The following is a 23,550-nucleotide window of genomic DNA, read 5'->3' as shown; positions in this document are numbered from 1 at the left end:
CGTATCGATTCCATGTGAAGGTGGTGAGAGACTAACCGGCGCGCGTGGTGCCGGGCAGCTCGTCCATCTCGAACAGCTTGCCGGGATTCAGCAAAAGATGAGGATCGAGCACATGTTTGATGCCGCGCATCAAGGCGATTTCCGCCGCAGAGCGCGTGCTCCACAGGTACGCCTTCTTGACCAACCCAATCCCGTGTTCGGCAGAAATGCTGCCGCCAAAACGCTGCAAGGCCTGCGCCAGCAGCTTGGTGACGTGGTCGCAGGCAGCAACGAAATCGGCCTGCGTCATGTCATCCGGCTTGAGCACATTGATGTGCAGATTGCCGTCGCCGATATGGCCGAACCACACCACATCGAAATGCGGATACGCGTCATGCAACAACGCCTGCGTTTCGGCCATAAACGCCGGCATTGCCGAGATGCGCACCGACACGTCGTTCTTGTACGGCGTGTAGCGCGCTAGCGCTTCGGTAATGCCTTCGCGCAGGCGCCACAGTTGCGCGGCCTGCGCATCGCTCTGGCTGATCACACCATCGCTGACCCAGCCCTGCTCCATGCAGGTTTCGAACGCGGCCATCGCGGCGGCTTCCTGCACCTCGTCGCCGGCAGCGAATTCGGTGACCACGTAATAGGGGTGGACTTCCGCAAATGGCGCCTGTGCGCCATGCGCCAGCACATGTTCCAGCGCGCGGTCGGTGAAGAATTCGAACGCTTCCAGACGCAGCTGCGCACGGAATGCGGCAAACACCTGCATCAATACATCGAAGGACGGCAGCGCCAGCAGCATCACGTTGCTCGGCGGCGGCGGGTCGGTCAGCCGCAGCGTCGCTTCGACCACGATGCCGAGCGTGCCTTCGGAGCCGATCATCAGATGGCGGAAGTCGTAGCCGCTGGAATTTTTCACCAGCGCATTATTGAGCTCGAGCACTTCGCCCGCGCCGGTGACCACCTTCAAGCCTGCCACCCATTCGCGCGTATTGCCGTAGCGGATCACCCGGATGCCGCCGGCATTGGTGGCGATATTGCCGCCGATCGAACACGACCCGCGCGCAGCGAAATCCACCGGATAGATCAAGCCATGTTCGCTTGCGGCGTTGTGCACTGCTTCCAGCGGCATGCCGGCCTGCACGGTGAGCGTGCGGTCCACTGCGTTGAACTCCAGCGGCTTGTTCAGACGCTCCAGGCTGAGTACCAGCTCGCCATTGGCCGCCACCGCGCCGCCGGACAACCCGGTGCGCCCGCCCGACGGCACCACTGCCACACCTTGCGCATTTGCCCAGCGCACCACGGCCTGCACTTCGTCCACCGAGCCGGGCAAGGCGATCGCGAGCGGGTTGGGCGTCCAGCGCCGCGTCCAGTCGCGGCCGTAATGCTCCAGGTCGGCCGGCTCAGTCTTCAAACGCAACGCGGGCACGGCCTGTTGCAACGAAAGGATGCGGGGATCGGTCATGGCACGCGGCGCTGCGGTAGGAACCGCACAGCCTGCCAGTGTGCGCCAGCCTCGTCCAGCGGCCGCACGTACTAACGCTGCAGTGTTGGATTCAGCTGAAACCGTTGCACCGCAAGGACTTTGCCTGCGCAAACACTGCGTTGCGGCCGCCAAATCCGGCACCCCATCTGGCATAGTTGCCGACCCGATTGCTGCAGTACGCCCCCTCATGTCGCCGAAGAGAACCTCGTTTCCCAAGCAGGACATCCGCGTCCTGTTGCTGGAAGGCATCAGCCAGACCGCCGTGGATGTGCTGCGCGCCGCCGGTTATTCGCAGATCGAACTGCACGCCAAGTCGTTGCCGGAAGACGAACTCAAGGCGCGCATCGCCGAGGCCCACATCGTCGGCATCCGCTCGCGCTCGCAATTGAGTGCCGAGGTGCTGGCGCATGCCAAGCGCTTGATCGCCATTGGCTGCTTCTGCATCGGCACCAACCAGGTCGACCTGGACGCGGCCGAGCTGGCCGGCATCCCGGTCTTCAACGCGCCCTACTCCAATACCCGCAGCGTGGCCGAACTGGTCATCGCCGAGGCAATCCTGCTGTTGCGCGGCATTCCGCAGAAAAACGCCGAATGCCATCGCGGCGGCTGGTCCAAGTCGGCCGCCGGCAGCCACGAAACGCGCGGCAAGGTGCTGGGCATCGTCGGTTACGGGCATATCGGCACCCAGGTCGGCGTGCTGGCCGAATCCTTGGGCATGCAGGTGATCTTCCACGACATCGAAACCAAGCTGTCGCTGGGCAACGCACGTGCGGCGATCGATCTGAACGACCTGCTGGCGCGCTCGGACGTGGTGACCTTGCACGTGCCCGAAACGCCATCCACCAAGGACATGATCGGCGCCGCAGAAATTGCCCGCATGAAGCATGGCGCGCATCTGATCAACGCCTCACGCGGCACCGTCATCGACATCGGCGCGCTGGATGCGGCGTTGACCTCCGGCCAGATCGGTGGAGCGGCAGTGGACGTGTTCCCGATCGAGCCCAAGGGCAACGGCGATGCGTTCGAGTCCCCGTTGATTGCGCACGACAACGTGATCCTGACCCCGCACGTGGGCGGCAGCACGCTGGAAGCGCAGGACAATATCGGTGTCGAAGTGGCCGCCAAACTGGTGCGCTACAGCGACAACGGCAGCACCTTGTCGGCGGTGAATTTCCCCGAAGTTACGCTACCCGAGCACCCCGACAGCCTGCGCTTGCTGCATATCCACCGCAACGTGCCGGGCGTGCTGTCCAAGATCAACGAACTGTTCTCGCGCCATAACGTCAACATCGACGGCCAGTTCCTACGCACCGACGCCAAGGTGGGTTACGTGGTGATCGATGTCAGCGCCAGCGAGGCGCAGGCCACCGCGCTGAAGGAAGGATTGGCGTTGATCGAAGGGACGTTGCGGACGCGCATTTTGTATTGAGTTGATCCCTTTTCCCATCGGGAGAAGGGCGTGCAGCGCCGGATGAGGGGCGCCGCGAGCGCCTTCAGAGGTCGGCCATGGCGAACGCGTCGCTACGCGCCAGCAAGGGGTGAATCATCGACCTGACAGGCAACGGCTTCGCCGTACCCTCACCCCAACCCCTCTCCCGCAGGAGAGGGGCTTAAAGCAAGGCGTCAATGAGTTTCTTCGAGACCTCTTTAGGTCATTGAAATGATCTGCCGAGGCAGCAGCGTGGCTGGGGATTGGCGGAAAGCGGCACATGGATGTGCCGCGGCGGCGAGTCAGACAGGATGTCTGACCGAGCCGAGGAGCCGATCCCCGGCCGCGCTGCTGCCGCCCACCGAAGCCAGTAAGCGACAGGCCGGCTAGACCGCGCCTGAGTCCGCACACTCCCCCAACGCCGCTCCGCGCTGCGGCGCGGGCGCCCCAATGCGCGCACCCGTGACGCATGGGCAGCGCCTCATCGTCCCGGCGGGAGAGGCTTTAACAATCCGCTTAACGCGCACGCGCAACCCACTTCTCCGCCATGCGCCGCATCGAAGGATCCAGCTCCGGCTCTGCAAGCAGCTCGGCGATCGGCCGCCACGCCAACGCCAGCGACTCTTCGCTGACCTCGAACGCCTCGTCCGCTCCCGCCACCACCACATAGCGCGCGTCGTAATGCCAATGCCCGGCTACCTCGCCCCTTGCTGGAATCCAGTGCCGGTCTAGGTCAAAGATTGCCGTCTCGGCCAGGCGCAGCCCGCTCAATCCAGACTCCTCCTGCGCCTCGCGCAAGGCCACCTGCGCCAGATCGCGGTCGCCGTCGGCGTGTCCGCCCAGTTGCAGCCAACGCTGCAGCTTGCGGTGATGGGTCAGCAGCGTGCGCGTGCCATCGGCGCTGACCACCCATGCAGAACCGGTGAAATGACCTTCGACACGCTCGCGCACGAATGGATTACTGGCATCGTCCAGCAGTTGCGCGAATTGCTCGGCCAGCTCGGCTTCGTCCGGCCAGCGTGCGCGGTAGGCAGCCAATTGCTGTTGCAGCGTCGCATCCACCATCTGTCGCTCTCGGTCGCCCGTTGCGGGCCAGGCGACCATTATCGTCGTTCATGCTGCGTACGTGCTTGTCGTGAGCGTGTAGCTTTGGCAAGGTAGGCCGCTTGCCTGTCCCACCGGGATGCGGCGCACCACCTTCGTCCGGGCGCCTGCGCCTTAGCTTTGCCACTTAGGGATGTACCGAATGCTGAAGTCTTTGTTGAGGGTCAAACCGATCGAACCCGCCGGACGTGTCGATGCGGGTGAACCGGTCGAAGGCAGCCTAGAAGGCGAGGCCACGCTGCAACGCACCCTCACCGCCAAGCACCTGATCATGCTCGGCATCGGCGCGGTGATCGGCGCCGGCATCTTCGTGCTGACCGGCCAGGCCGCCGCCAACCACGCAGGACCGGCGGTGATGCTGTCGTTCGTGTTTGCCGGCATCGCCTGCGCGTTCGCCGGCCTGTGCTACGCAGAGTTTGCCGCGATGATGCCGGTGTCCGGCAGCGCCTATTCGTATTCATACGCCACGCTCGGCGAGGGCATCGCCTGGTTCATCGGCTGGTGCCTGGTGCTGGAATACCTGTTCGCCGGCTCCAGCGTCGCCGTCGGTTGGTCCGCCTACCTGATCAGCTTTTTGACCGGCACGCTCGGATTGCCGTTCCCGGCGGAACTGGCCGGTGCGCCATTGGCCTGGGACGGCCATAACTTCGTCAGCTCCGGCAACCTCATCAATCTGCCGGCCGTGCTGATCGTGGCTGCGGTAAGCATGCTCTGCTACGTCGGCGTCACCCAGTCGGCGTTCGCCAATGCAATCGTGGTGGCGATCAAGGTGGTGGTGATCTGCCTATTCGTCGGCTTCGGCATTTCCTATATCGACCCGGCCAACTGGCACCCCTTCATCCCGGAAAACACCGGGCCGGGCAAGTTCGGCTGGGACGGGGTATTCCGTGCGGCGTCCATCGTGTTCTTCTCCTATATCGGTTTCGACGCAGTCTCTACCTCCGCCGGCGAGACCAAGGATCCGCAGAAGAACATGCCGATCGGCATCCTGGTGTCGCTGGCGGTCTGCACCGTCATCTACATCATCGTCTGCGCGGTGCTGACCGGCTTGCTGCCCTACACCCAGCTTGGCACCGCCAAGCCGGTGGCCACCGCACTGGAAGCGCACCCGCAACTGACCTGGCTCAAGACCGCAGTGGAGATCGGTGCGATCGCCGGCCTGTCCTCGGTGGTGCTGGTGATGCTGATGGCGCAGCCGCGCATCTTCTACACCATGGCCAAGGATGGGTTGATGCCCAAACTGTTCGGCAAGGTGCATCCGAAGTTCCACACGCCCTATGTCGGTACGATCTTCGTCGGCGTGGTCGCGGCGCTGCTGGCCGGGTTGATCCCGCTCAGCGTGTTGGGCGAACTGGTGTCGATGGGCACCCTGCTCGCCTTCGCCACCGTCTGCGCCGGCGTGATGGTCTTGCGCTTCACCAAGCCCGAGCTGGAGCGCCCGTTCCGGGTGCCGCTGGCGATGCTGATCTGCCCGCTGGGCGCGCTGGCCTGCCTGTTCCTGTTCTTCCAGGCATTCCAGGAGCACTGGAAAGTGTTCGTGGGCTGGACCGTGATCGGTCTGTTTATCTATTTCGGTTACGGCATCCGCCATAGCCGTCTGGCCCGTAAGGTGTAATTGCGAGTCACTACTGCGAGTCCCTCGCAAGAGCCCGCACATCCGTGTGCGGGGATTCAATCACGCGAGTCCCTCGCAAGAGCCCGCATATCTCGCACACGCCCGCACCGCCATGTGCAGGGATTCAACAGGAACCGCTGCATGTTCAAGCAACTCTGGGCCACCAAACACCCGCACGCCAGCCATGAGGCGGCCGACGGGCTGGGCCTGCAACGCGCGCTCGGGCCGTGGGGATTGACTGCACTGGGCATTGGCGCAGTGATCGGCGGCGGCATCTTCGTCATCACCGGCCAGGCAGCCGCCGACCATGCCGGCCCGGCGATCATGCTGTCGTTCGTGCTGGCGGCGGTGTGCTGCGCGTTCTGCGCGATGGCCTACGCCGAATTCGCCGCGATGGTGCCGGTCTCCGGCAGCGCCTACACCTATACCTACGCCACCTTCGGCGAGCTGGCGGCCTGGTTCATCGGCTGGATGCTGGTGCTGGAATACGGCGTGTCCGCCTCGGCAGTGGCGGTCAGCTGGACCGGCTATTTCCTCAGCCTGCTGGAACATTTCGACATCCATCTGCCCGCCGCCTTCGTCAGCGCACCGCTGGACGGCAAGCTGCAGCGCACCGGTGCGATCGCCAACCTGCCCGCGGCCGGTATCGTGCTGTTGCTGACCTGGCTCTGTTATGTGGGCATCCGTAAGTCGTCGGCGATGAACATGGCCATGGTGATCCTCAAGACCGGGCTGATCCTGCTGGTGATTGGGGTGGGCTGGAAATACGTGGACACCGCCAACTGGCACCCGTTCATTCCGGCCAACGAAGGCCCGGGCAAGTACGGCATGGAAGGTGTGCTGCGCGGTGCGGCGATGGTGTTCTTCGCCTACATTGGCTTCGAGGCGGTGTCGGTGGCGGCGCAGGAATCGCACCGCCCGCAACGCGATCTGCCGATCGGCATGATCCTGTCGCTGGTCATCTGCACCGTGCTCTACATCGCGATGGCCGCGGTGATGACCGGGCTGGTGCCCTACACCTTGCTGGGTACCGACGAGCCGGTGGTGACCGCGGTAGCGGCGCATCCGCAGCTGGCCTGGTTGCGGGTGATCGTGGAAGTGGGTGCGTTGATCGGGCTGTCGTCGGTGGTGCTGGTGATGATCATCGGGCAGCCGCGCATCTTCATGATCATTGCGCGCGATGGGCTGCTGCCATCGATCTTCACCCGCATCCATCCCAAGTACCGCACTCCGCATATCAATACCGTCATCACCGGTGTCGGCATTGCCTTGCTGGCAGCGGTGTTCCCGCTGGATGTGCTGGGCGAGCTGACCTCGATGGGCACGCTGATCGCGTTTGCGGCGGTGTGCGCCGGCGTGTTGATCCTGCGCCGCACCCACCCGGAACTGCCGCGCCCGTTCCGCATGCCGGTGGCTTGGCTGATCTGCAGCGCCGGCGTATTGAGCTGCCTGGCCCTGCTGTCGGCGATGACGCTGCACAACTGGATGCTGATGGGGGTGTGGACGCTGGTCGGGCTGGTGGTCTATTTCGGCTACGGCTATCGCCATAGCCGTCTGCGCGACGGTCGCTGATTAGGCGCGTTGGCTGATAGCGGTTGGCAAAACGACTGCGCGCCGGTGTAGGGCAGAGCGGATGATTTTCGGCTTGTCTGTAGGGCCGATGATCTGGGGCTTGGCTGCGGGGTCCTTGCCCGCCCACCTTGGCTGCAGGGCCCTTGCCCGCCCACCATCGCGGGACACGCCGCAAGTACGTCCATGTAGGCTCTTACGCGGCATCCATGCCGCGTAAGGTCCCGCGACGGTGGGCGGGCAAGGGCCGGTCAGGATGGTCGGTGTGCATGGTTGCAAGCAGTGCAAAGTGCAATACGCGCGTTTTTTGGATGACGGCGCGTCCGATCAGCGTCGCAACTCGAACGATTAATAGGCAGGCTTTTAAAGAAGCGACCTACGAACGTTCTGGTGCGGTGTCCTCACCGATTGCGGGACCGTGTGGCGGCATGGATGCCGCCACCGAGCCTACAGGGACGTACTTGCGGCGTGTCCCGCGAGCGGTGAGGGCACCGCGCCCTCGACCGACTCGGCGACTCAGCGTTTGACCTGAGCTTCTGACTGCATCCAACAAGAGACAGTCAACAAAACCACTGCGCTCACTGCCAGGCGAGCGCTCGCTACGTTTGCCACCCGCCTCGAGTCAGGGCGTGGCAGGAACACACCCTGCTGCGCTGCACCTGGCCGTAATCGAGTGGCGCAGTAGAATAGGTCCATGAATGCGACCACTGCCCCCCTGCCCTATAGCGCCGCGCGTCTGCACGAGCTGGCGCAGTTGTTGATCGGCAACATCCGCGAGCTGGCCCAGGCCGGCTGGACGCCCGCCACCAGCAGCAATTTCTCCCACCGCCTGGACGAACAGCACGCCGCGATCACCGTGTCCGGCCGCGACAAGGGCCGCCTGGTCGAAGAAGACATCATGGTGGTGGACTTCGATGGCCTGGCCGTCGGCCGGCCGTTGCGCCCCTCCGCCGAAACGCTGCTGCACACCCAGCTGTACCGCCGGTTTCCGGAGATCGGCTGCGTGCTGCACACGCATTCGCCGGTGCAGACCATTGCCTCGCGGCTGTACGCCGGTAGCGGCGTGATCCGGCTGGAGGGCTATGAGCTGTTGAAAGCCTTCGAAGGCAACACCACCCACGAAACTGCGGTGGACGTGCCAGTGTTCGCCAATACCCAGGACATGCAGGTGCTGGCCGCGCAGGTCGAAGCACTGCTAGACAAACAGAACCTGTGGGGGTATCTCATCGAAGGACACGGCCTGTATGCCTGGGGCCGCAACATGGCCGAGGCGCGCCGTCATCTGGAGGCGTTCGAGTTCCTGCTGCATTGCGAACTCGAGCTGCTGAAACTGCGCGGCACGCGCTGAGTCCTCGCCACCTCCCCTATCCCCTTGTGAGCCAGATCGCCATGAGCCGACTTCGCATCTTCAACGATTCCGACCCCAACCTGGCGCAGTTCGATAGCCGCGACGGCGAGCAGATCGCCGCCGAGCTGAGCAAGATCGGCGTGACCTTCGAGCGCTGGCAGGCCACGCAGCCGATCGAGCCGGGCGCCACACCCGAACAGGTCATGGCCGCCTATCGCGAGGATATCGAACGGCTGAGCGCCGAGCGCGGCTTGAAGACCGTGGATGTGGTCAGCATCGCGCCGGACAATCCCAAGCGCGAAGAAATGCGCGCCAAATTTCTGGATGAGCACTTCCACAAGGAAGACGAGGTGCGCTTCTTCGTCGCCGGCTCGGGCCAGTTCACGCTGCACGTGGACGACAAGGTCTACGAGATCGAATGCGTCAAGGACGACCTGATCGCCGTGCCCGACAGCACTCTGCACTGGTTCGATATGGGGCCGGAGCCGCACTTCGTGGCGATCCGCTTCTTCACCGAGCCCGATGGCTGGGTCGGCCACTTCACCGGTACCGAAATCGCCCAACAATTCCCCCGCTACGCCCCCGAGAAACCTCACAAGGCCAGCTGACGATGACACGACCGCAAGCGATCCTCACCGATATCGAAGGCACCACCAGCAGCATCTCGTTCGTCAAGGACGTGTTGTTTCCGTATGCGCGCCGCGCCATGCCGGCCTATGTGCAAGAGCACGGCAGTCACCCGCAGGTGCGCCACTGGCTCAACCAGGTGGCCGATGAAATCGGCGAGGACGTGCCCGACGAGGTCCTGGTCAGCACGCTGCAGACCTGGATCGACGAAGACCGCAAGCACACCGCGCTCAAGGCCTTGCAGGGGCTGATCTGGGGCGATGGCTACAAGACCGCCGACTTCACTGCGCATATCTATGCCGACGCGGCGATCCAGCTGCAGGCCTGGCATGCGGCCGGCATTCCGCTGTACGTGTATTCGTCCGGCTCGGTGCCAGCGCAGAAGCTGTTCTTCGCGCATAGCGATGCAGGCGACCTGAGCGGGCTGGTCAGCGACTGGTTCGATACCGAAGTGGGCCCCAAGCGCGAGACCGCCAGCTATCGGCGTATTGCCGAACGCATCGGGGTGCCGCCTGGCGAGATCCTGTTTTTGTCGGACGTGATCGAAGAGCTCGATGCCGCCAAACGTGCGGGCATGCGCACCGCGCTGCTGGACCGTCTGGAGGACTACCCCACCCCGCGCTCGGCCGAGGATGTCGGTAGCCACCAGCGCGTGGAGAGCTTTACCCAGCTGGTGCTGTAAGCGCGATCGACAAACCGGCTGGACGCATTGGCATGTGAGTGCAGTCGGTGTTCGGTGCGGCATGTATCGCGCGCATCTAGCACGCGGAGGCTGCGGCCTTGGGCGCGCCGTCCAAATCCATAGGACGACCGCCGGCTTGGTTTTGTTAGCCGGTTATGGCGGCGGATGATGCCCATGAACTATCGGCGACGCATGCACTTGGAGTGGCTAACAAAACTGTCAGGTGGGCGCGGAGGAACCGGAGTGTACAAGTGGTACATGCCGGTTCCGAGCACTGATCGCGCCCGCCTGGCGGCTGCGCAGTAGTTTGCTAGCCACTCTTAAAGGCCCGCTCTACAAAACGTGTTCCGCAAGACCTGTTCTTCAAGACGTGCATGAAATGGATCGGTGGACGTCATGCGACGTCACGGTCTGCGTTGCGATCACTGCGCCCAGGCGCCCCACCCGTTTCTCTCAGACCTCGGCGTTTTTCATGTCGCTGCATTTCACCACCGGATCGAACGCCTTGCTGCGGCGCCTGTCGCTGTTGATCGTCATCATGACCTTGATGGCCGGCTGCCATCCCGATGCCGGTGCCGCACTGCCGAGCCAATCTGCGACGAGCCAGGCTGCGGCAACTCAGGACGAGGCCGATGCGGTCGACCAGGCCGCGCTTGCGCAGGCGTTGAAAGCGTTGCAGCCGCAGCGCCCCGGCGTCACTGATCTGTATGTGGTCGGCTTCGCCGGCGATGCCAGCGACGACGTGTTCCGCAACGAGACGCTGTACCTCAAACAGCTGTTCGAGCAGCGCTTCGATGCGCGCGGACGCGTGGTCACGCTGGTCAATAACCCGGACAATCTGGGCGAGCAGCCATACGCACCGCTGGCAACCTACGACAACCTCTACGACACGCTCGCCGCAGTCGGCAAGCGCATGGATCGCAAGGAAGACGCGCTGCTGCTGTTCGTCACCACCCATGGCACCGAAGACCACGCGCTATACGTGCAGGTGGACGAGAACGAAGAGGATTTCATCAGCCCGCAAGACCTGCGCAAGGCGCTGGACGATGCCGGTATCGGCAATCGCATCATCGTGTTGTCGGCGTGCTATTCGGGTGGGTTCATCCCGGCACTGCGCTCGCCCGACACGCTGATCCTCACCGCTGCGCGTGCCGATCGCCCATCGTTCGGCTGCGGCAATACCTCCAACGCGACCTACTTCGGCCAGGCCTGGCTGATCGATGCGATGAACCAGCGCGATGACCCACTGGCTGCGTTCGATATGGCCAAGGCCGCCATCACTGCGCGCGAGAAACAGGACGGCGAACTGCCCTCGTTGCCGCAGCAATCGCTCGGCAGACGCATCGCGCCGGTGCTGGCACGCTGGCGTGCGGGGCTGCGCGCAGGGCCGGCCGTTGCCTATCCATATCCGCCGCTGGAGGTTGCGCCGGAAACCGAGCAGGACGTCGATCCGAATGCCGACTCCGAGGCTGAGTCAGCGGACAGCCCGACGAAAACCAAGCTGCCGACGGTCTCCACCACTGCGCGCAAACCGTCGCCTGTACCTGCACCGTCGACACCCTGACAGCTGCAACGCGCTGAGACTAATTCTCATTTCGTCAGCGCTTGCGCGGCCTCGCTACACTCGCGCAGCCAGCCAGCACACGCCAGCCAGCCTCGATCCCCGCCAGCGCGCCATCGCCTGCCAGCCAGCCAGCCAGGATCCCAAAACGCCTCCCTTGTGGAGGCGTTTGTGTTTCTGGCGATAGGGTTGATGCGTCGCATCCAACGCAAACGTTTCGACCAATAAATGCAGTAGGAGCGCATTTATGCGCGATGGGCTCCACACCAAGAACCCACGCACGGCGCACGCCTCTCCATCAAGGATCCGCACGCTGCAAGCGATACACCGTGTTTGCGCTGTACTCACCAGTCGGCAACGCAGCGCGCACTTCAACGGTGTGCTCGCCAACCTCCAGCGTGGTCGGCAACGCGCCACGCCATAGATGCGTGGACGGTGTGGCCTCTGGCGAGCGGTCGTAACCGCGCAATTGCTCGGCCGCATCGTCGCGCACGTTCTCGGCCAGCAAGCGTGGGTCGGCACGCTCCACCCGCTTCATCGGCTGCCATGCGCCATTGTCGATACGCATCTGAACAACGGTATCGTCCTGCCCCATGAACACATTGGCGTAGATGCCCCACGCCGCATACGCGCCCTGGCGCAGCACTTTGGGCGCATGCAACAGCAGTTGCGCGTCATCGACCAAGCGCGCGGCGTGATACGCCAGTGTGTAGTCGCCGCTGGGCGCCACCTGCAGCACCGCATAGCCGTTCGGCGTGCCGTCGCTCATCGTGGCGGTGGGAATGCCGTCGCCGTCCTTGGCGCCCGACCAGAACGCACCGCAGGCCGCGCCGACGTTGTATTCGTGCAGCGGCTTGGCGCCCTGCCACCCTTCGTCGGCGCCGTGATCGACTTGCCGCTGGGTATGGCTGTGCCCGCTGAGCACCAGTACATGCGGAAACTCCTTCAACAGCGCAAACAGGCGACTGCGATCGGCATGCCGGAAGGTTTCCTGTCCTGGCGCTGCATCGAACAATGGAATATGCATGCCCAGCACCAGCAGGCGCTCGCGCGGCAACTGCGCAAGATACGCCTGCAGAAACACGAATTGATCCTCGCGCAGTCCGCCGACATACGCCGGCTTAGCGCCGGGCGTATAGATCACATCGTCCAGAAACACGAAGCTGGCGTTGGCCTCTTCCACCGCATAGGTGTCCGGGCCGTACACCGCACGCCAGCTATCCAGCGAATGCGCATCGTCGCCGGCATCAAAGTTGAGATCGTGATTGCCCGGCACATGGAACCATGGCACGCCCAACTGCGTGGTGACTTTGTTCAAGGCCGGATACAGGCTCAGATCGTCGCTGACGATATCGCCCAGCGTGGTGCCCAGCTTTGCCGAGGTTTTGCCCACGATCGGCGCGACGATGTCGCGCTGGTAGTAACCCACGTCAACGAGGCTGGCGGTCTGGCTGTCGGCAAACACCAACATCTGAAAGCCATCGGCGGCAGCACTTGCGCGCGGGGTCAGTGCGAAATCCCAGTTACGCGTATTGCGCCCGGTGGCGGCAATGCCTGGGTACTTGCGCTTGGCCGAACCGTTGGGCGCGTAGTGACGCCAGAAACCCGGTAGTCCGTCGGCGGTTGGCACAAAGCTGCGGTCGCCCGGCTTGATCACGAACACCGTCTGCCCGTCGCGCACCGGCAAGCGGTAGCGGCCTTGCGCATCGGTGCGCACCAGCTGCTCGCCGTTGGAAACCGTCACACCGGCGATGCCCGGGTCATCCGCGCTGCGTCCGGCCCGCCCGTCGCGCTCTTCGTAGACGATGCCGTCGACAGCCGCATCGCGCGCGTATGCGCTTCCCGCGAAAAATCCCAGGGCCAACAGAGCGATACGAAGCTGCATGCGTTTTCCCGCGCGAAGATCAGCGGAAATTGTACCTGTGGTGGCCAGGCGCACGGCGCGGGTTTGAACGCCGAAACCCCTACGACACATCCTCGTAGGAGCGCCCTTGGGCGCGATGGGCGTTATCGATGAAGCCTCATCGCGCCCGAGGGCGCTCCTACACAAGCGCGTTACTTGTGCCGCGACTCCAGCAGCGCCACCGCATCGCCCAGGCCCAGGCCGCGCGCGCGCAGCAGCACGATCAGGTGATACAGCAGATCGGCCGATTCGCCCAGCAACTCGGCATCGCCCTGCACCACGCCGGCCAGTGCGGTTTCAACGCCCTCTTCGCCCACCTTCTGCGCGATGCGTCGGATGCCCTGCTCGAACAGTTTGGTGGTGTAGCTGCCGTGCGGGCGCTCGTGTTCGCGCGCGGCGATCAAGGCATCCAGACTGCCGAGGAACTGGCCTGGCGCATTCGGGAAACAGCTGGTGCGGCCGAGATGGCAGGTTGGCCCATGCGGCCGCGCCTGCACCAGCAGCGTATCGGCATCGCAATCGGTCTCGATCGACACCACGCGCAAGACATTGCCCGAGCTCTCGCCCTTGGTCCACAAACGCTGCTTGCTGCGGCTGAAGAAGGTGACTTCGCCACGTTGCTGGGTGACCGCCAGCGCTTCGGCATTCATGTAGCCCAGCATCAGCACGCGCAGGTTGTCGGCGTCCTGCACGACCACCGGCAGCAAGCCGTCGCCCTTGCTCCAGTCCAGCGTGGCGAGCGCGTCGCCCGCTGCCGTCTCGTTGTCGTTACTGCCCATCACGTACCTCGATCTGTTGCGCGCGCAGGAATTGCTTGAGTTCCGGAATCGGAATCGCGCCGCTATGAAACACGCTCGCCGCCAGGGCGCCATCGACATCGGCCTGGTCGAATACATCGGCAAAATGCTGCATCTCACCGGCACCGCCTGAGGCGATCAACGGCACGTGGCACAGCGCACGCACCTGACGCAATTGCGCGATGTCATAGCCACGCCGCACGCCATCGTTGTCCATGCAGTTGAGCACGATCTCGCCGGCACCCAGACGCTGCGCTTCGGCCACCCAATCCAGGGTGCGCATCGGCAAGGCCTGCGTCTTGCTCGGGTCGCCGGTATAGCGGCGCACGCGCCACTGCCCATCGTCCTCGCGGATCGAGTCGACACCGACAACCACGCATTGCACGCCGAAGGCGTCGGCCAGCTCGGAGATCAACTGCGGCCTGCCGAGCGCTGGCGAATTGATCGAAATCTTGTCGGCACCGGCATGCAGCACCGCGCGCGCAGTGTCCACATCACGGATGCCGCCGGCCACGCAGAACGGAATATCGATCAACCGCGCGACCCGCTCGACCCAGGTGTAATCTACCGAGCGCCCTTCCGGGCTGGCGCCGATGTCGTAGAACACCAGTTCGTCGGCACCTTGCGCGCGATAACGCAGCGCCAGCTCGACGATATCGCCCATGTCGATGTGGTCGCGGAACTTGACGCCCTTGACTACGCGCCCGTCGCGCACGTCCAGGCAGGGAATGATGCGGCGACTCAGCATGCCAGTGCCTCCTTCAACGCCAGATGCCCTTCCAGCAAGGCCTTGCCGAGCACGATGCCGGCGCAGCCTGCGGCCTTGGCGGCAGCCACATCGGCCAGATTGCGCGCACCGCCGGAGACCTGCACCTGCAGTTGCGGCGCCAGCGTGCGCAGGTGTGCGTACAGGTCCATGTTCGGGCCGGACAGCATGCCGTCGCGGGCGATATCGGTACACAACAGATGCTGCAGACCGGCTTGCGCGTAACGCACGGCCAGTTGGTCCAGCGTGGCCTCGGCCGCTTCGGTCCAGCCATGCACTGGCAATTGCCAGACGCCGTGGGCGTCCTGCCGCGTGTCCAGCGCGATGGTCAGCCGGTCGGCACCGAATTCCTGCAGCCAGTCGATGACGGTCTCGCTCTCGCGCACGGCCAACGAACCGACCACCACGCGTGCGGCGCCAGCATCAAGGATGCGCGCTACATCCTCGCGTGAGCGCACACCGCCGCCGGTCTGCACCTGCAGGCCAGTCTGGCGCACGATCTCGCCGAGTGTCGCGGCCAAGGTGTAGCCGCCCGCCTTTGCCGCATCCAGATCGACCAGATGCATCCACCGCGCGCCGGTATCGGCAAACGCCTGCGCGCGCGGCAGTACATCGTCGCCGTACTGGGTTTCGCGCGTGTAATCGCCTTGCAGCAAACGCACCACGCGGCCGTTGCGGATATCCAGCGCCGGGTAAACGGTGAAACTCATGGGAAGCTCATCTCAAGAAAATTGCGCAGGATGCGTGCACCGGTTTCGGCCGAACGCTCGGGATGGAACTGCGCGCCGCAGCGCAGGCCTTGCTGCACCACTGCGGTAAACAAGCCGCCGTGATCGCAGGCGGCCACGGTATCGGCCGTCACCGGCGCAGCGTAACCGTGCACGAAATAGGCACTGGCACGTTCCGGCAGACCGGCCAACAGCGCGGATTCGCGCATCGGCACCAGCTGATTCCAGCCCATATGCGGCACCCGAATGCCCAGCGCAGGCGTCATGTGGCGCACGATACCCGGCAACAGCCCGAGGCAATCGACATCGCCTTCTTCGGAATGTTCAAACAGCAATTGCATCCCCAAGCAGATGCCGATCAGCGGCACCTGCAGTTGTCGCAAAGGTTCGATCAAGCCCTGCGCGCGCAAGCGCGACATCGCTTCAGGTGCGGCGCCGACGCCGGGCAGGATGACGCGCTGCGCGCCCTGCAACCCTTCGGCATCGCGTACCACGCGCGCTTCCACGCCCAGCCGCTCCAACGCATAGCGCACCGAGCCCAGATTGGCGCCGCCGGCATCGATCAGCGCAAGGTCGGTCATAGCGCACCCTTGGTCGATGGCAATGCGGTACCCTCGCGGCGGATCGCCTGACGCAGCGCACGCGCCAGCGCCTTGAAGCAGGCTTCGACCTTGTGGTGATCGTTCTCGCCGCGCACGCTCAGGTGCAGATTCAAACCGGACGCATCGCAGATCGAACGGAAAAAATGCGGCACCAGTTCGGTGGGCATATCGCCCACGCGCTCGCGCTTGAAATCGCCTTCGAACACGAAATACGGCCGGCCGCTGAAATCCAGCGCAGCACTGGCGATGGTTTCGTCCATCGGCAACGTGAAGCCATGTTGCGCGGTGTCGCCGGCAACACGCCACGGGCTGTCTTCAGGATCGAAGCCATAACGGCCGATGCCGCGCTTATCGCCCAGCGCTTCGCGCAAGGCCTGGCCCAGCGCAAGACCGGTGTCCTCGATGGTGTGGTGCTCATCGATATGCAGATCGCCTTCGGCGCGGATGTCCAGCGCAAAACCGCCATGTTTGCCGATCTGCTCCAGCATATGATCGAAGAACGGCAGGCCGGTGGCAGTGTGCGGTTCGGCCACGCGATCCAGATCCAGCTCGACGCGGATCTTGGTTTCCTTGGTGTTGCGCTGGACTACCGCGCGCCTGGGCGCATCGGCGAGCTCGTGCGCAATGCCGGGCCAATCCCACTCGCCGCCAAACTCGTCGGTACGCAGCTGGAAGCCACGGATATTGAGGTTCTGCGCAAACTGGATGTCGGTGATGCGGTCGCCTACCATCGCCGAGCGTGCCCAATCGATATTGCGATCCTGCAGATACGGCACCATCAGGCCGACGCCGGGTTTGCGCGTGGGCGCGTTGTCGGCGGGCCAGCTGCAGTCGATCAACACTTCGCGGAACACGATGCCCTGGCTGGCGAAGATCTGCAGCATCAGGTTGTTGGGGCCATCGAAGGATGCGCGCGGATAGCTTTCGCTGCCCAGGCCGTCCTGATTGCTGACGATGACGAACTGGTAGCCGGCATCGCGCAACTTGAGCATCGCCGGAATCACGTTGTCGACGAAGCGCAGTTTTTCGTAGGCGTCGATTTGATAATCCGCCGGCTCGGTGATCAGCGTGCCATCGCGGTCGACGAAAAGAATCGGGGTCATGCGGCGGCCTCCTGCTTGCGTTGCAGCGCGCTCAATACGCGCTCGTTTTGCTCGTGCGTGCCCAGGGTGATGCGCAGTGCATCGAACAGCTGCGGCACCGCGCGTTGGTCGCGCACCACCACACCGGCCTCCAGCAGCGCCTGAAATGCCGCTTCGGCGTCGTCGAAGCGCACCAGCAGGAAGTTGCCTTGCGAGGGATACACCTGACGCACACCGGCCAGTTGTTCAAACGCATTGTGCACGCGTGTACGCTCGCTGCGCACCTCGGCAATGCGCCGACGGGTGACTTCCAGCGCCGGCACGGACAAGGCCTGCTCGGCCATCGCCGCGCACGGGGTCGGCACCGGGTACGGCGCCTGGCAGCGCCGCAGCAAGGCGATCAATTCGGCGTTGGCGATCAGGCTGCCGATGCGTGCCGCCGCCAGCGCATGCGCCTTGGACAGCGTGCGCAACACGGCCAGATTGTCGTAGCGCGCAAGCAGACTCACTGCCGATGGCACATCGGAGAATTCGCCATAGGCTTCATCGACAACCACCAGCGCTTTGCCCTGCAATGCCTGCAAAGCGGTTTCGATCTCGTCCAACGGAATCGCCGAGCCGGCCGGGTTGGACGGCGAGCACAGGAATACCAACTTGGCACGCGAGGCCAACGCTGCTTGGACAATCACCGGGATGTCCGCGTGAAAACCCTCAGGCCCGTCCACCAGCGGCACTTCGACCAACGGCGCGTTCTGCAAGCGCGCACACACCGCGTACATGCCGAACACCGGCGGGGTCACCACCACCGCATCGCGCTCGGGCACGCACAGTCCGCGCACCAGCAGATCGATCGCCTCGTCGCTGCCGCGGCCGATCAATAGTTGCTCGGGCGCGCAGCCGTACAGCGTCGCCAACGCGCTGCGCAGACCCTTGGGTTGCGGGTCCGGATAGCGCCGCGTGCTGGCGCCCGGGTCGGCTGGATTTCCCCACGCCGACTCGTTGGCGTTGAGCCACACATCGCCCTGCAAGGCGCTGGTGCGTGCCGACGAGTAGCCGGCAAAGGCGCGCAGGTCCTCACGCACAAGATCCAGAATCGATGTGGTACTCATGCCGCCACTCCCATCCGCAATGCCACCGCATTGGCGTGCGCATCCAGGCCTTCGGCACGCGCGAGAATCAATGCGCATTCGCCGATGCCGTCGATGCCGGCCTTGCTGGCGGCCTGCACGCTGACCATGTTCTGGAAGCTGGCCACGCTCACGCCGCTATAGGCGCGTGCCGCGCCGCTGGTCGGCAATACGTGGTTGGTGCCGCTGCAGTAATCGCCGAGCGCTTCGGGCGTGTAATCGCCAAGAAACACTGAACCGGCCGCTTCGACCTGGCTCAGCCACGCACGCGGTTCGCGCAGTGCAAGAATCAGGTGTTCCGGCGCATAGCGATTACTGATCGTAAACGCCTCGTCCAGCGTGGTCACCTTGATCAGGCGCGATTGCGCCAGAGCCTGGCGCGCGATCTCTGCGCGCGAAAGTTGCGCCAGCTGAACGTCCAACTGCGCCTCTACGGCTGCAATCAACGCATCGCTGTCGGACAACAGCAACACTTGCGAATCCGGGCCGTGTTCGGCCTGCGAGAGTAGATCGGCGGCGACAAAGGCAGGCTGCGCACCGGCATCGGCGATCACCAGCACTTCCGACGGGCCAGCCGGCATGTCGATCGCCGCCGCGCCGGACTGCGCCACCTGCTGCTTGGCTTCGGTAACGAAGCTGTTGCCCGGGCCGAACAACTTGTCGCAACTCGGCACCGATTCGGTGCCATAGGCCATTGCCGCAATTGCCTGCGCACCACCGAGCTTGAACACGCGGCGCACGCCGGTGAGCTGCGCGGCCACCAGCACCGCCGGATCCACGCTGCCGTCCTTGCGCGGCGGCGTGCACAGCACGACTTCGCGGCAACCGGCCAGGCGCGCCGGCACCCCGAGCATCAACGCGGTCGACGGCAACGGCGCGCTGCCGGCCGGCACATACAGGCCGACCCGGCCGATCGGCCGCACGATCTTTTCGCACACCACGCCCGGCGCGGTTTCCACCGCATAGCCTGCGCTCATGCCGGCGCGGTGGAAGGTGTCGATCCGCGCGACCGCATCCTGCATGGCCTGACGCAGTTCCGGGGCCACCGTCGCTTCGGCGGCGGCGAATTCGGCCTCGCTCACGGCGAAGCTCTCCAGCGACACGCCATCGAAGCGCGCAGTGATGTCGCGCAATGCGACATCGCCGCGGGCGCGCACATCGCCAATCAACGCAGCGACCGCATCGCGTGTCTGCGTGGCCACGGTCTGCACCGGGCGGGTCAATGCCTGGCTGCGTGCAGCGGCATCGAGTTGGGACCAATCGAGAATGTTCATGCCAGCGAGCGCTCCACCGTCAACACCATCAGACCTTGCGCACCGGCGCGTTCGAGTTCTTCCAAGCGTTGCCAGGTCACCGCGCCATGGCACATGGTCTGCAACCGCAGGACACCGTTTCCATCGTCTGGCAACTGCACCAGTGGGTCGGCGTCGGGCAGCAGGCGGCGTAGTGCATCCACGTTGTCCTGTTCGGCGCGAAACATCAGCAGCTTGCTGTCGCGCAGCTTGAGCACGCCATCCATACGCCGCAGCAGCATCGCCAGCAAGGCGGCACGTGCATCGGCCGGTTCGCGCACGGCGCCGGCCAGTACGGCCTCGCTTTCCATCACCAGTTCGACCGGCTTGAGCTGGTTGGCGGCCAGGGTAGCGCCGCTGGAGACCAGATCGCAGATCAGATCGGCGGTGCCCAGGCGCGGTGCGATTTCCACCGAGCCGGACAATTCCACCACCGCCGCGTCGATGCCCTGGCGCTCCAGCCAGTCGGCCAGGATCGCCGGGTAGCTGGTGGCGATGCGCTTGCCGGCCAGTTGCTCCACACCCTGCCAGTCCCACTCTTCCGGCACCGCGAGCATCAGGCGGCACTGGCCGAAGCCGACCCCGCGCACCGCGTGATACGCAGCAGGCAAGCCGTTGCGGCGGCGCTCGGCGGCCTGCTCTTCCAGCTCGTTCTGGCCCACGATGCCCAGGTCGCAGACGCCATCGGCGATCAGGCCGGGGATGTCGTCGTCGCGCACCAGCAGCAGATCCACTGGCAGCGATTCGCCGTAGCAGAACAATTTGTCGCGGCTCTGCCGCCAGCTCAGCCCGCAGGCGGCCAATAAGCTGCGCGCCGGTTCAGCCAGGCGGCCGCTCTTCTGGATGGCGATACGCAACCGGTCACGTGCCGGTGCTGCCGTGGAAGCACTCATCTTGTTCTCTCAGTGGGATTCGTCAGGGCGCGCCGATTGCTCGCGCAGGGCCGTGGCATAGCCGCCGGCACCGTGGTCCAGGGTGCGTGCAACGCGCCCGATGGTGGTCACGCTGACCTGGGTCAGCTCGTGGATCTCGCGATACGGCACGCCCTTGATCAACAACGGCACCACGCGCCAGCGGTCGGACATGGCCTCCAGCTCGGCAGGCGTGCACAGATCGCGCAGAAAGGCCTCGACCGCGCCAGGCTCCTTCAGGCACGCCAGTGCATCGGCCAGCATCTTGAGGGAGGCGGCGACATCGGCACTTTCGCGGGGAGCGGGTCGTTGTTTCATTGCGTTAATGTAATAGCGTGTTAGTACGTTAACGCAACCAGGGTTCGTAGGACAAGCGCTGCCGTCCGAAGCGTTCAGCGAAGTAGCGGACCCTGCTGCGGATCAGAAACGAAAAACCCACCGACAGCGAGGTGTCAGTGGGTTTGTTTCCGCATCGGTACCGGGCGCCGCCTACGCTGTACCAACCTGGCTGCATTCCCTATCTAGCCAGCCAGCGACTCAATCGGCCTTGACGCCACCAGCCACCAGCATCGCCTTGGCCTGCTCCAGCTCCACCAGCAACGTGCTGGCCAGCTCGTCGCGGGCAACGTCGAACTGCTGCTCGCGCACCAGGTCCTTGACCGCCACCACCCCGCGCGCCAGTTCGTCGTCGCCGGCGAGCACTACGAAGCGGATGCCCGCGCGTGCGGCGTACTGGAACTGCTTGCCGATCTTCTTCGGCTCCATCTGCACTTCGGTATTGATGCCACCGATGCGTAGCCGGCGCGCGATATCCAGCGCATCGCCCAGGCGCGACTCGTCCATCAACGCCACCATCGCGTGCACGCTGCTTTCGGCGATGCCCTGGATCAGGCCGGCCTCGCGCAGCTGCCAGAACAGCCGGGTCAGACCAATGGAGATGCCCACGCCGGGCAATTTGGACTTGGTGTAGTGGCTGGCCAGGCTCTCGTAACGGCCGCCCGAGCAGATCGAGCCGATCTGCGGGTGGTCGGTCAGCGTGGTCTCGTAGACGGTGCCGGTGTAGTAATCCAGCCCGCGTGCGATCGAGAAGTTCAGGCAGTACGCGCTCTCGGGTACGCCCAGCGCCTTGACCAATTCAAGGACCTCGCGCAGTTCGGCGATGCCCTCGCCCAACGTCGCGCTGGCGCCGACCGAGGCGTTCAGCGCCTGCAACTGCGCCAGCGCATCGGCATGTCCGTTCGAGCGCACCGCCACGAAGGCCAGGATCTTGTCAACCTGCTCGGCGGCGATGCCGAAGCCCTCGCCCACCAGCGTATCGCGCACGTAATCGGCACCTCGCTTGTCGATCTTGTCGACCTCGCGCAACACCGCCAGCTGCAGCTCGCCTTCGGCCACGCCCAGGCTTTCGAAGAAGCCGCGCAGCAGCTTGCGGTTGTTCAACTGCACCTTGAACTCGCCGATGCCCAGCTCGGCGAACACCGCGTGGATCACCGCCAGCACTTCGGCGTCGTAGCGGATGCTCAACGCATCCTTGCCGATCACGTCGATATCGCACTGATAGAACTCGCGGAAGCGCCCGCGCTGGGCACGCTCGCCGCGGTACACGCGCTGCATCTGATAGCGGCGGAACGGGAAGCTCAAGTCGTGCTCGTGCTCGGCCACATAGCGCGCCAGCGGCACGGTCAGGTCGAAGCGCAGCGCCAGCTCCGGCAGGCCGCCACTCTCGGCGCCCTCGTCGACGGCGGCCGCCGCATTGGCCAGCGCGCCGGTGGACTGCACGAAGTACACCTGGCGCTCGGTCTCGCCGCCGGATTTGGTCAACAGCACATCGGACAGTTCGAACACCGGGGTTTCGACCGGCAGGAACCCGAACCGCTCGTAATTGCGGCGGATGACGTCCAGCATGCGCTGGAACGCGATCTGCTCGCGCGGCAGCAATTCCATGATGCCGGGCGGCGTACGGGGCTTGATCACGAGCGAAACTCCTGCAGGGCAATGTGGCGAACGCGCAATTCTACCGGCTGGCGGCCGCGCTGACCGCATGGCGTATCATTGCAGCGCCTCTTGGCAATGCGTGGCCCATGTACCGGCAGCTTTCAGATCCCAGCACGAACTGTGCGGTGCCAAGCGCCGTATCGGGCAGCGACGCGCGCCATTCCGAATGCGCGCAGTGCGCGGTGCGCGGCCGGGCCATCTGCGCGGCGCTGTCGCCACAGGAAATGGAAGCACTGGATCAGGCCACCCACGCCCAGACCTATGCGCCCGGCAGCACCCTGGTGCGCGCGGGCGAGAGCCGCCATCACGTCTACACCGTCACCTCCGGCGCGTTGCGGCTGGTACGCACGCTGGCCGACGGGCGCCGCCAGATCACCGGATTCGTGTTGCCCGGCGACTACGTGGGGCTGACCGAAACGCCACAGCACCGCCACGATATCGAAGCCATCATCGACAGCCGGGTCTGCCGCACGCCGATCACACAGATGCGCCAGTTGCGCGATCGCTACCCGCAGCTGGAACGCAAGCTGCTGCAGCGCGCCAGCATGGAACTGGCCGCCGCGCAGGACACCGGCATGCTACTGGCGCGCCTGCAACCCAGCGAGCGGCTGGCGCATTTCCTGCTGCGGCTGGCGGCGCGCTCCACCCAGCCCGGCGCCAGCGGCGACACCGTGGCGCTGCCGATGAGCCGCAGCGATATCGCCGACCATCTCGGACTGACCGTGGAGACGGTGAGCCGCACCTTTACCAAGCTCAGGCAACAGCAGCTGATCGCGCTGCCGCAACTGCATCTGGTGCAGATCCTGGATTACGCGGCGCTGCGCAGCCTGGCGGGCGATACGGTTTGAGGTGTGGCGGTTCTGGTTAGACCGGTTCGTTTAGCTAATGCGCGCGCACCCAACAGGCGCGGCCGGCAGCACCAAACACATAACTTCTGCACG

General features: G+C 64.7%; 21 protein-coding genes. 8 read left to right on the top strand and 13 right to left on the bottom strand.

Annotated features, from left to right (window positions below):
* Positions 1-31: 31 nt before the first annotated feature.
* A complete protein-coding gene (locus NMB96_RS15990; protein WP_043889185.1) occupies positions 32-1,450 on the bottom strand; it encodes an FAD-binding oxidoreductase in 1,419 nt (472 codons plus the stop codon).
* 208 nt (positions 1,451-1,658) lie between these two features.
* Here NMB96_RS15990 and serA point away from each other — a divergent pair, with 208 nt between their 5' ends.
* Positions 1,659-2,900 carry a phosphoglycerate dehydrogenase gene (gene serA, locus NMB96_RS15985; protein WP_043889184.1) on the top strand — a complete coding sequence of 414 codons (1,242 nt, stop codon included), beginning with the start codon at positions 1,659-1,661 and terminating at the stop codon, positions 2,898-2,900.
* 516 nt (positions 2,901-3,416) lie between these two features.
* On the opposite strand, the gene NMB96_RS15980 is transcribed toward serA, so the two are convergent.
* The gene (locus NMB96_RS15980; RefSeq protein ID WP_023903826.1) at positions 3,417-4,004 is read right to left on the bottom strand and encodes an NUDIX hydrolase; all 588 of its coding nucleotides are present in this window, start codon (positions 4,002-4,004) and stop codon (positions 3,417-3,419) included.
* A gap of 142 nt (positions 4,005-4,146) precedes the next feature.
* On the opposite strand from NMB96_RS15980, the gene NMB96_RS15975 reads away from it, so the two are divergent.
* The 6 genes from NMB96_RS15975 (at position 4,147) to NMB96_RS15950 (ending at position 11,409) form a co-directional block, all read left to right on the top strand.
* The gene (locus tag NMB96_RS15975) at positions 4,147-5,619 is read left to right on the top strand and encodes an amino acid permease (protein ID WP_043889182.1); all 1,473 of its coding nucleotides are present in this window, start codon (positions 4,147-4,149) and stop codon (positions 5,617-5,619) included.
* A gap of 141 nt (positions 5,620-5,760) precedes the next feature.
* Positions 5,761-7,191 carry an amino acid permease gene (locus NMB96_RS15970; RefSeq protein ID WP_023903824.1) on the top strand — a complete coding sequence of 477 codons (1,431 nt, stop codon included), beginning with the start codon at positions 5,761-5,763 and terminating at the stop codon, positions 7,189-7,191.
* Positions 7,192-7,882: 691 nt separating this feature from the next.
* Complete coding sequence (locus NMB96_RS15965) at positions 7,883-8,536, top strand: methylthioribulose 1-phosphate dehydratase (protein WP_023903823.1); 654 nt, start codon at positions 7,883-7,885, stop codon at positions 8,534-8,536.
* A gap of 41 nt (positions 8,537-8,577) precedes the next feature.
* The gene (locus NMB96_RS15960) at positions 8,578-9,144 is read left to right on the top strand and encodes a 1,2-dihydroxy-3-keto-5-methylthiopentene dioxygenase (RefSeq protein WP_043889181.1); all 567 of its coding nucleotides are present in this window, start codon (positions 8,578-8,580) and stop codon (positions 9,142-9,144) included.
* A gap of 2 nt (positions 9,145-9,146) precedes the next feature.
* The gene (mtnC, locus tag NMB96_RS15955; protein WP_023903822.1) at positions 9,147-9,845 is read left to right on the top strand and encodes an acireductone synthase; all 699 of its coding nucleotides are present in this window, start codon (positions 9,147-9,149) and stop codon (positions 9,843-9,845) included.
* A 472-nt stretch (positions 9,846-10,317) separates the two neighbouring features.
* Positions 10,318-11,409, top strand: a complete 1,092-nt coding sequence (locus NMB96_RS15950; protein WP_255085257.1) for a C13 family peptidase — start codon at positions 10,318-10,320, stop codon at positions 11,407-11,409.
* A 295-nt stretch (positions 11,410-11,704) separates the two neighbouring features.
* On the opposite strand, the gene NMB96_RS15945 is transcribed toward NMB96_RS15950, so the two are convergent.
* The 11 genes from NMB96_RS15945 to hisS form a co-directional block, all read right to left on the bottom strand.
* Positions 11,705-13,291, bottom strand: a complete 1,587-nt coding sequence (locus tag NMB96_RS15945; RefSeq protein WP_023903820.1) for a calcineurin-like phosphoesterase C-terminal domain-containing protein — start codon at positions 13,289-13,291, stop codon at positions 11,705-11,707.
* Positions 13,292-13,461: 170 nt separating this feature from the next.
* Positions 13,462-14,088, bottom strand: coding sequence for a bifunctional phosphoribosyl-AMP cyclohydrolase/phosphoribosyl-ATP diphosphatase HisIE (gene hisIE, locus NMB96_RS15940; RefSeq protein ID WP_023903819.1), 627 nt, complete (start codon positions 14,086-14,088; stop codon positions 13,462-13,464).
* Positions 14,078-14,854: an imidazole glycerol phosphate synthase subunit HisF gene (gene hisF / locus NMB96_RS15935; protein ID WP_023903818.1), complete on the bottom strand. Its 777-nt coding sequence runs from the start codon at positions 14,852-14,854 to the stop codon at positions 14,078-14,080. Before hisF ends, hisIE begins: the two co-directional genes overlap by 11 nt.
* Positions 14,848-15,582, bottom strand: coding sequence for a 1-(5-phosphoribosyl)-5-[(5-phosphoribosylamino)methylideneamino]imidazole-4-carboxamide isomerase (gene hisA, locus NMB96_RS15930; RefSeq protein ID WP_023903817.1), 735 nt, complete (start codon positions 15,580-15,582; stop codon positions 14,848-14,850). The genes hisF and hisA overlap by 7 nt, the downstream gene beginning before the upstream one ends.
* Positions 15,579-16,181, bottom strand: a complete 603-nt coding sequence (gene hisH / locus NMB96_RS15925) for an imidazole glycerol phosphate synthase subunit HisH (protein ID WP_023903816.1) — start codon at positions 16,179-16,181, stop codon at positions 15,579-15,581. Before hisH ends, hisA begins: the two co-directional genes overlap by 4 nt.
* Entirely contained in the window at positions 16,178-17,305 is a 1,128-nt protein-coding gene (gene hisB / locus NMB96_RS15920) for a bifunctional histidinol-phosphatase/imidazoleglycerol-phosphate dehydratase HisB (RefSeq protein ID WP_023903815.1), read from the bottom strand. Before hisB ends, hisH begins: the two co-directional genes overlap by 4 nt.
* The gene (gene hisC, locus NMB96_RS15915) at positions 17,302-18,393 is read right to left on the bottom strand and encodes a histidinol-phosphate transaminase (protein WP_255085256.1); all 1,092 of its coding nucleotides are present in this window, start codon (positions 18,391-18,393) and stop codon (positions 17,302-17,304) included. Before hisC ends, hisB begins: the two co-directional genes overlap by 4 nt.
* Positions 18,390-19,685, bottom strand: a complete 1,296-nt coding sequence (gene hisD / locus NMB96_RS15910; protein WP_255085255.1) for a histidinol dehydrogenase — start codon at positions 19,683-19,685, stop codon at positions 18,390-18,392. The genes hisC and hisD overlap by 4 nt, the downstream gene beginning before the upstream one ends.
* Positions 19,682-20,596: an ATP phosphoribosyltransferase gene (gene hisG / locus NMB96_RS15905; RefSeq protein ID WP_168959724.1), complete on the bottom strand. Its 915-nt coding sequence runs from the start codon at positions 20,594-20,596 to the stop codon at positions 19,682-19,684. Before hisG ends, hisD begins: the two co-directional genes overlap by 4 nt.
* Positions 20,597-20,605: 9 nt before the next feature.
* Complete coding sequence (locus tag NMB96_RS15900) at positions 20,606-20,932, bottom strand: YerC/YecD family TrpR-related protein (protein ID WP_255085254.1); 327 nt, start codon at positions 20,930-20,932, stop codon at positions 20,606-20,608.
* Positions 20,933-21,151: 219 nt separating this feature from the next.
* Positions 21,152-22,588, bottom strand: a complete 1,437-nt coding sequence (gene hisS / locus NMB96_RS15895; RefSeq protein WP_255085253.1) for a histidine--tRNA ligase — start codon at positions 22,586-22,588, stop codon at positions 21,152-21,154.
* A gap of 203 nt (positions 22,589-22,791) precedes the next feature.
* On the opposite strand from hisS, the gene NMB96_RS15890 reads away from it, so the two are divergent.
* Entirely contained in the window at positions 22,792-23,457 is a 666-nt protein-coding gene (locus tag NMB96_RS15890; protein WP_255086977.1) for a Crp/Fnr family transcriptional regulator, read from the top strand.
* Positions 23,458-23,550 lie beyond the last annotated feature (93 nt).

Source organism: Xanthomonas hortorum (genome assembly GCF_024339125.1).
Classification (GTDB): Bacteria; Pseudomonadota; Gammaproteobacteria; order Xanthomonadales; family Xanthomonadaceae; genus Xanthomonas; species Xanthomonas hortorum.
Note: the sequence above shows the minus strand (reverse complement) of the source record. Positions and strands in the feature narration are given on the sequence as shown.

What these genes read in the sequence shown, in the direction of transcription:
- NMB96_RS15990 (WP_043889185.1), bottom strand. Translation starts at nt 1,450, where the DNA reads ATGACCGATCCCCGCATCCTTTCGTTGCAACAGGCCGTGCCCGCGTTG.
- serA (WP_043889184.1), top strand. Translation starts at nt 1,659, where the DNA reads ATGTCGCCGAAGAGAACCTCGTTTCCCAAGCAGGACATCCGCGTCCTG.
- NMB96_RS15980 (WP_023903826.1), bottom strand. Translation starts at nt 4,004, where the DNA reads ATGGTCGCCTGGCCCGCAACGGGCGACCGAGAGCGACAGATGGTGGAT.
- NMB96_RS15975 (WP_043889182.1), top strand. Translation starts at nt 4,147, where the DNA reads ATGCTGAAGTCTTTGTTGAGGGTCAAACCGATCGAACCCGCCGGACGT.
- NMB96_RS15970 (WP_023903824.1), top strand. Translation starts at nt 5,761, where the DNA reads ATGTTCAAGCAACTCTGGGCCACCAAACACCCGCACGCCAGCCATGAG.
- NMB96_RS15965 (WP_023903823.1), top strand. Translation starts at nt 7,883, where the DNA reads ATGAATGCGACCACTGCCCCCCTGCCCTATAGCGCCGCGCGTCTGCAC.
- NMB96_RS15960 (WP_043889181.1), top strand. Translation starts at nt 8,578, where the DNA reads ATGAGCCGACTTCGCATCTTCAACGATTCCGACCCCAACCTGGCGCAG.
- mtnC (WP_023903822.1), top strand. Translation starts at nt 9,147, where the DNA reads ATGACACGACCGCAAGCGATCCTCACCGATATCGAAGGCACCACCAGC.
- NMB96_RS15950 (WP_255085257.1), top strand. Translation starts at nt 10,318, where the DNA reads ATGTCGCTGCATTTCACCACCGGATCGAACGCCTTGCTGCGGCGCCTG.
- NMB96_RS15945 (WP_023903820.1), bottom strand. Translation starts at nt 13,291, where the DNA reads ATGCAGCTTCGTATCGCTCTGTTGGCCCTGGGATTTTTCGCGGGAAGC.
- hisIE (WP_023903819.1), bottom strand. Translation starts at nt 14,088, where the DNA reads ATGGGCAGTAACGACAACGAGACGGCAGCGGGCGACGCGCTCGCCACG.
- hisF (WP_023903818.1), bottom strand. Translation starts at nt 14,854, where the DNA reads ATGCTGAGTCGCCGCATCATTCCCTGCCTGGACGTGCGCGACGGGCGC.
- hisA (WP_023903817.1), bottom strand. Translation starts at nt 15,582, where the DNA reads ATGAGTTTCACCGTTTACCCGGCGCTGGATATCCGCAACGGCCGCGTG.
- hisH (WP_023903816.1), bottom strand. Translation starts at nt 16,181, where the DNA reads ATGACCGACCTTGCGCTGATCGATGCCGGCGGCGCCAATCTGGGCTCG.
- hisB (WP_023903815.1), bottom strand. Translation starts at nt 17,305, where the DNA reads ATGACCCCGATTCTTTTCGTCGACCGCGATGGCACGCTGATCACCGAG.
- hisC (WP_255085256.1), bottom strand. Translation starts at nt 18,393, where the DNA reads ATGAGTACCACATCGATTCTGGATCTTGTGCGTGAGGACCTGCGCGCC.
- hisD (WP_255085255.1), bottom strand. Translation starts at nt 19,685, where the DNA reads ATGAACATTCTCGATTGGTCCCAACTCGATGCCGCTGCACGCAGCCAG.
- hisG (WP_168959724.1), bottom strand. Translation starts at nt 20,596, where the DNA reads ATGAGTGCTTCCACGGCAGCACCGGCACGTGACCGGTTGCGTATCGCC.
- NMB96_RS15900 (WP_255085254.1), bottom strand. Translation starts at nt 20,932, where the DNA reads ATGAAACAACGACCCGCTCCCCGCGAAAGTGCCGATGTCGCCGCCTCC.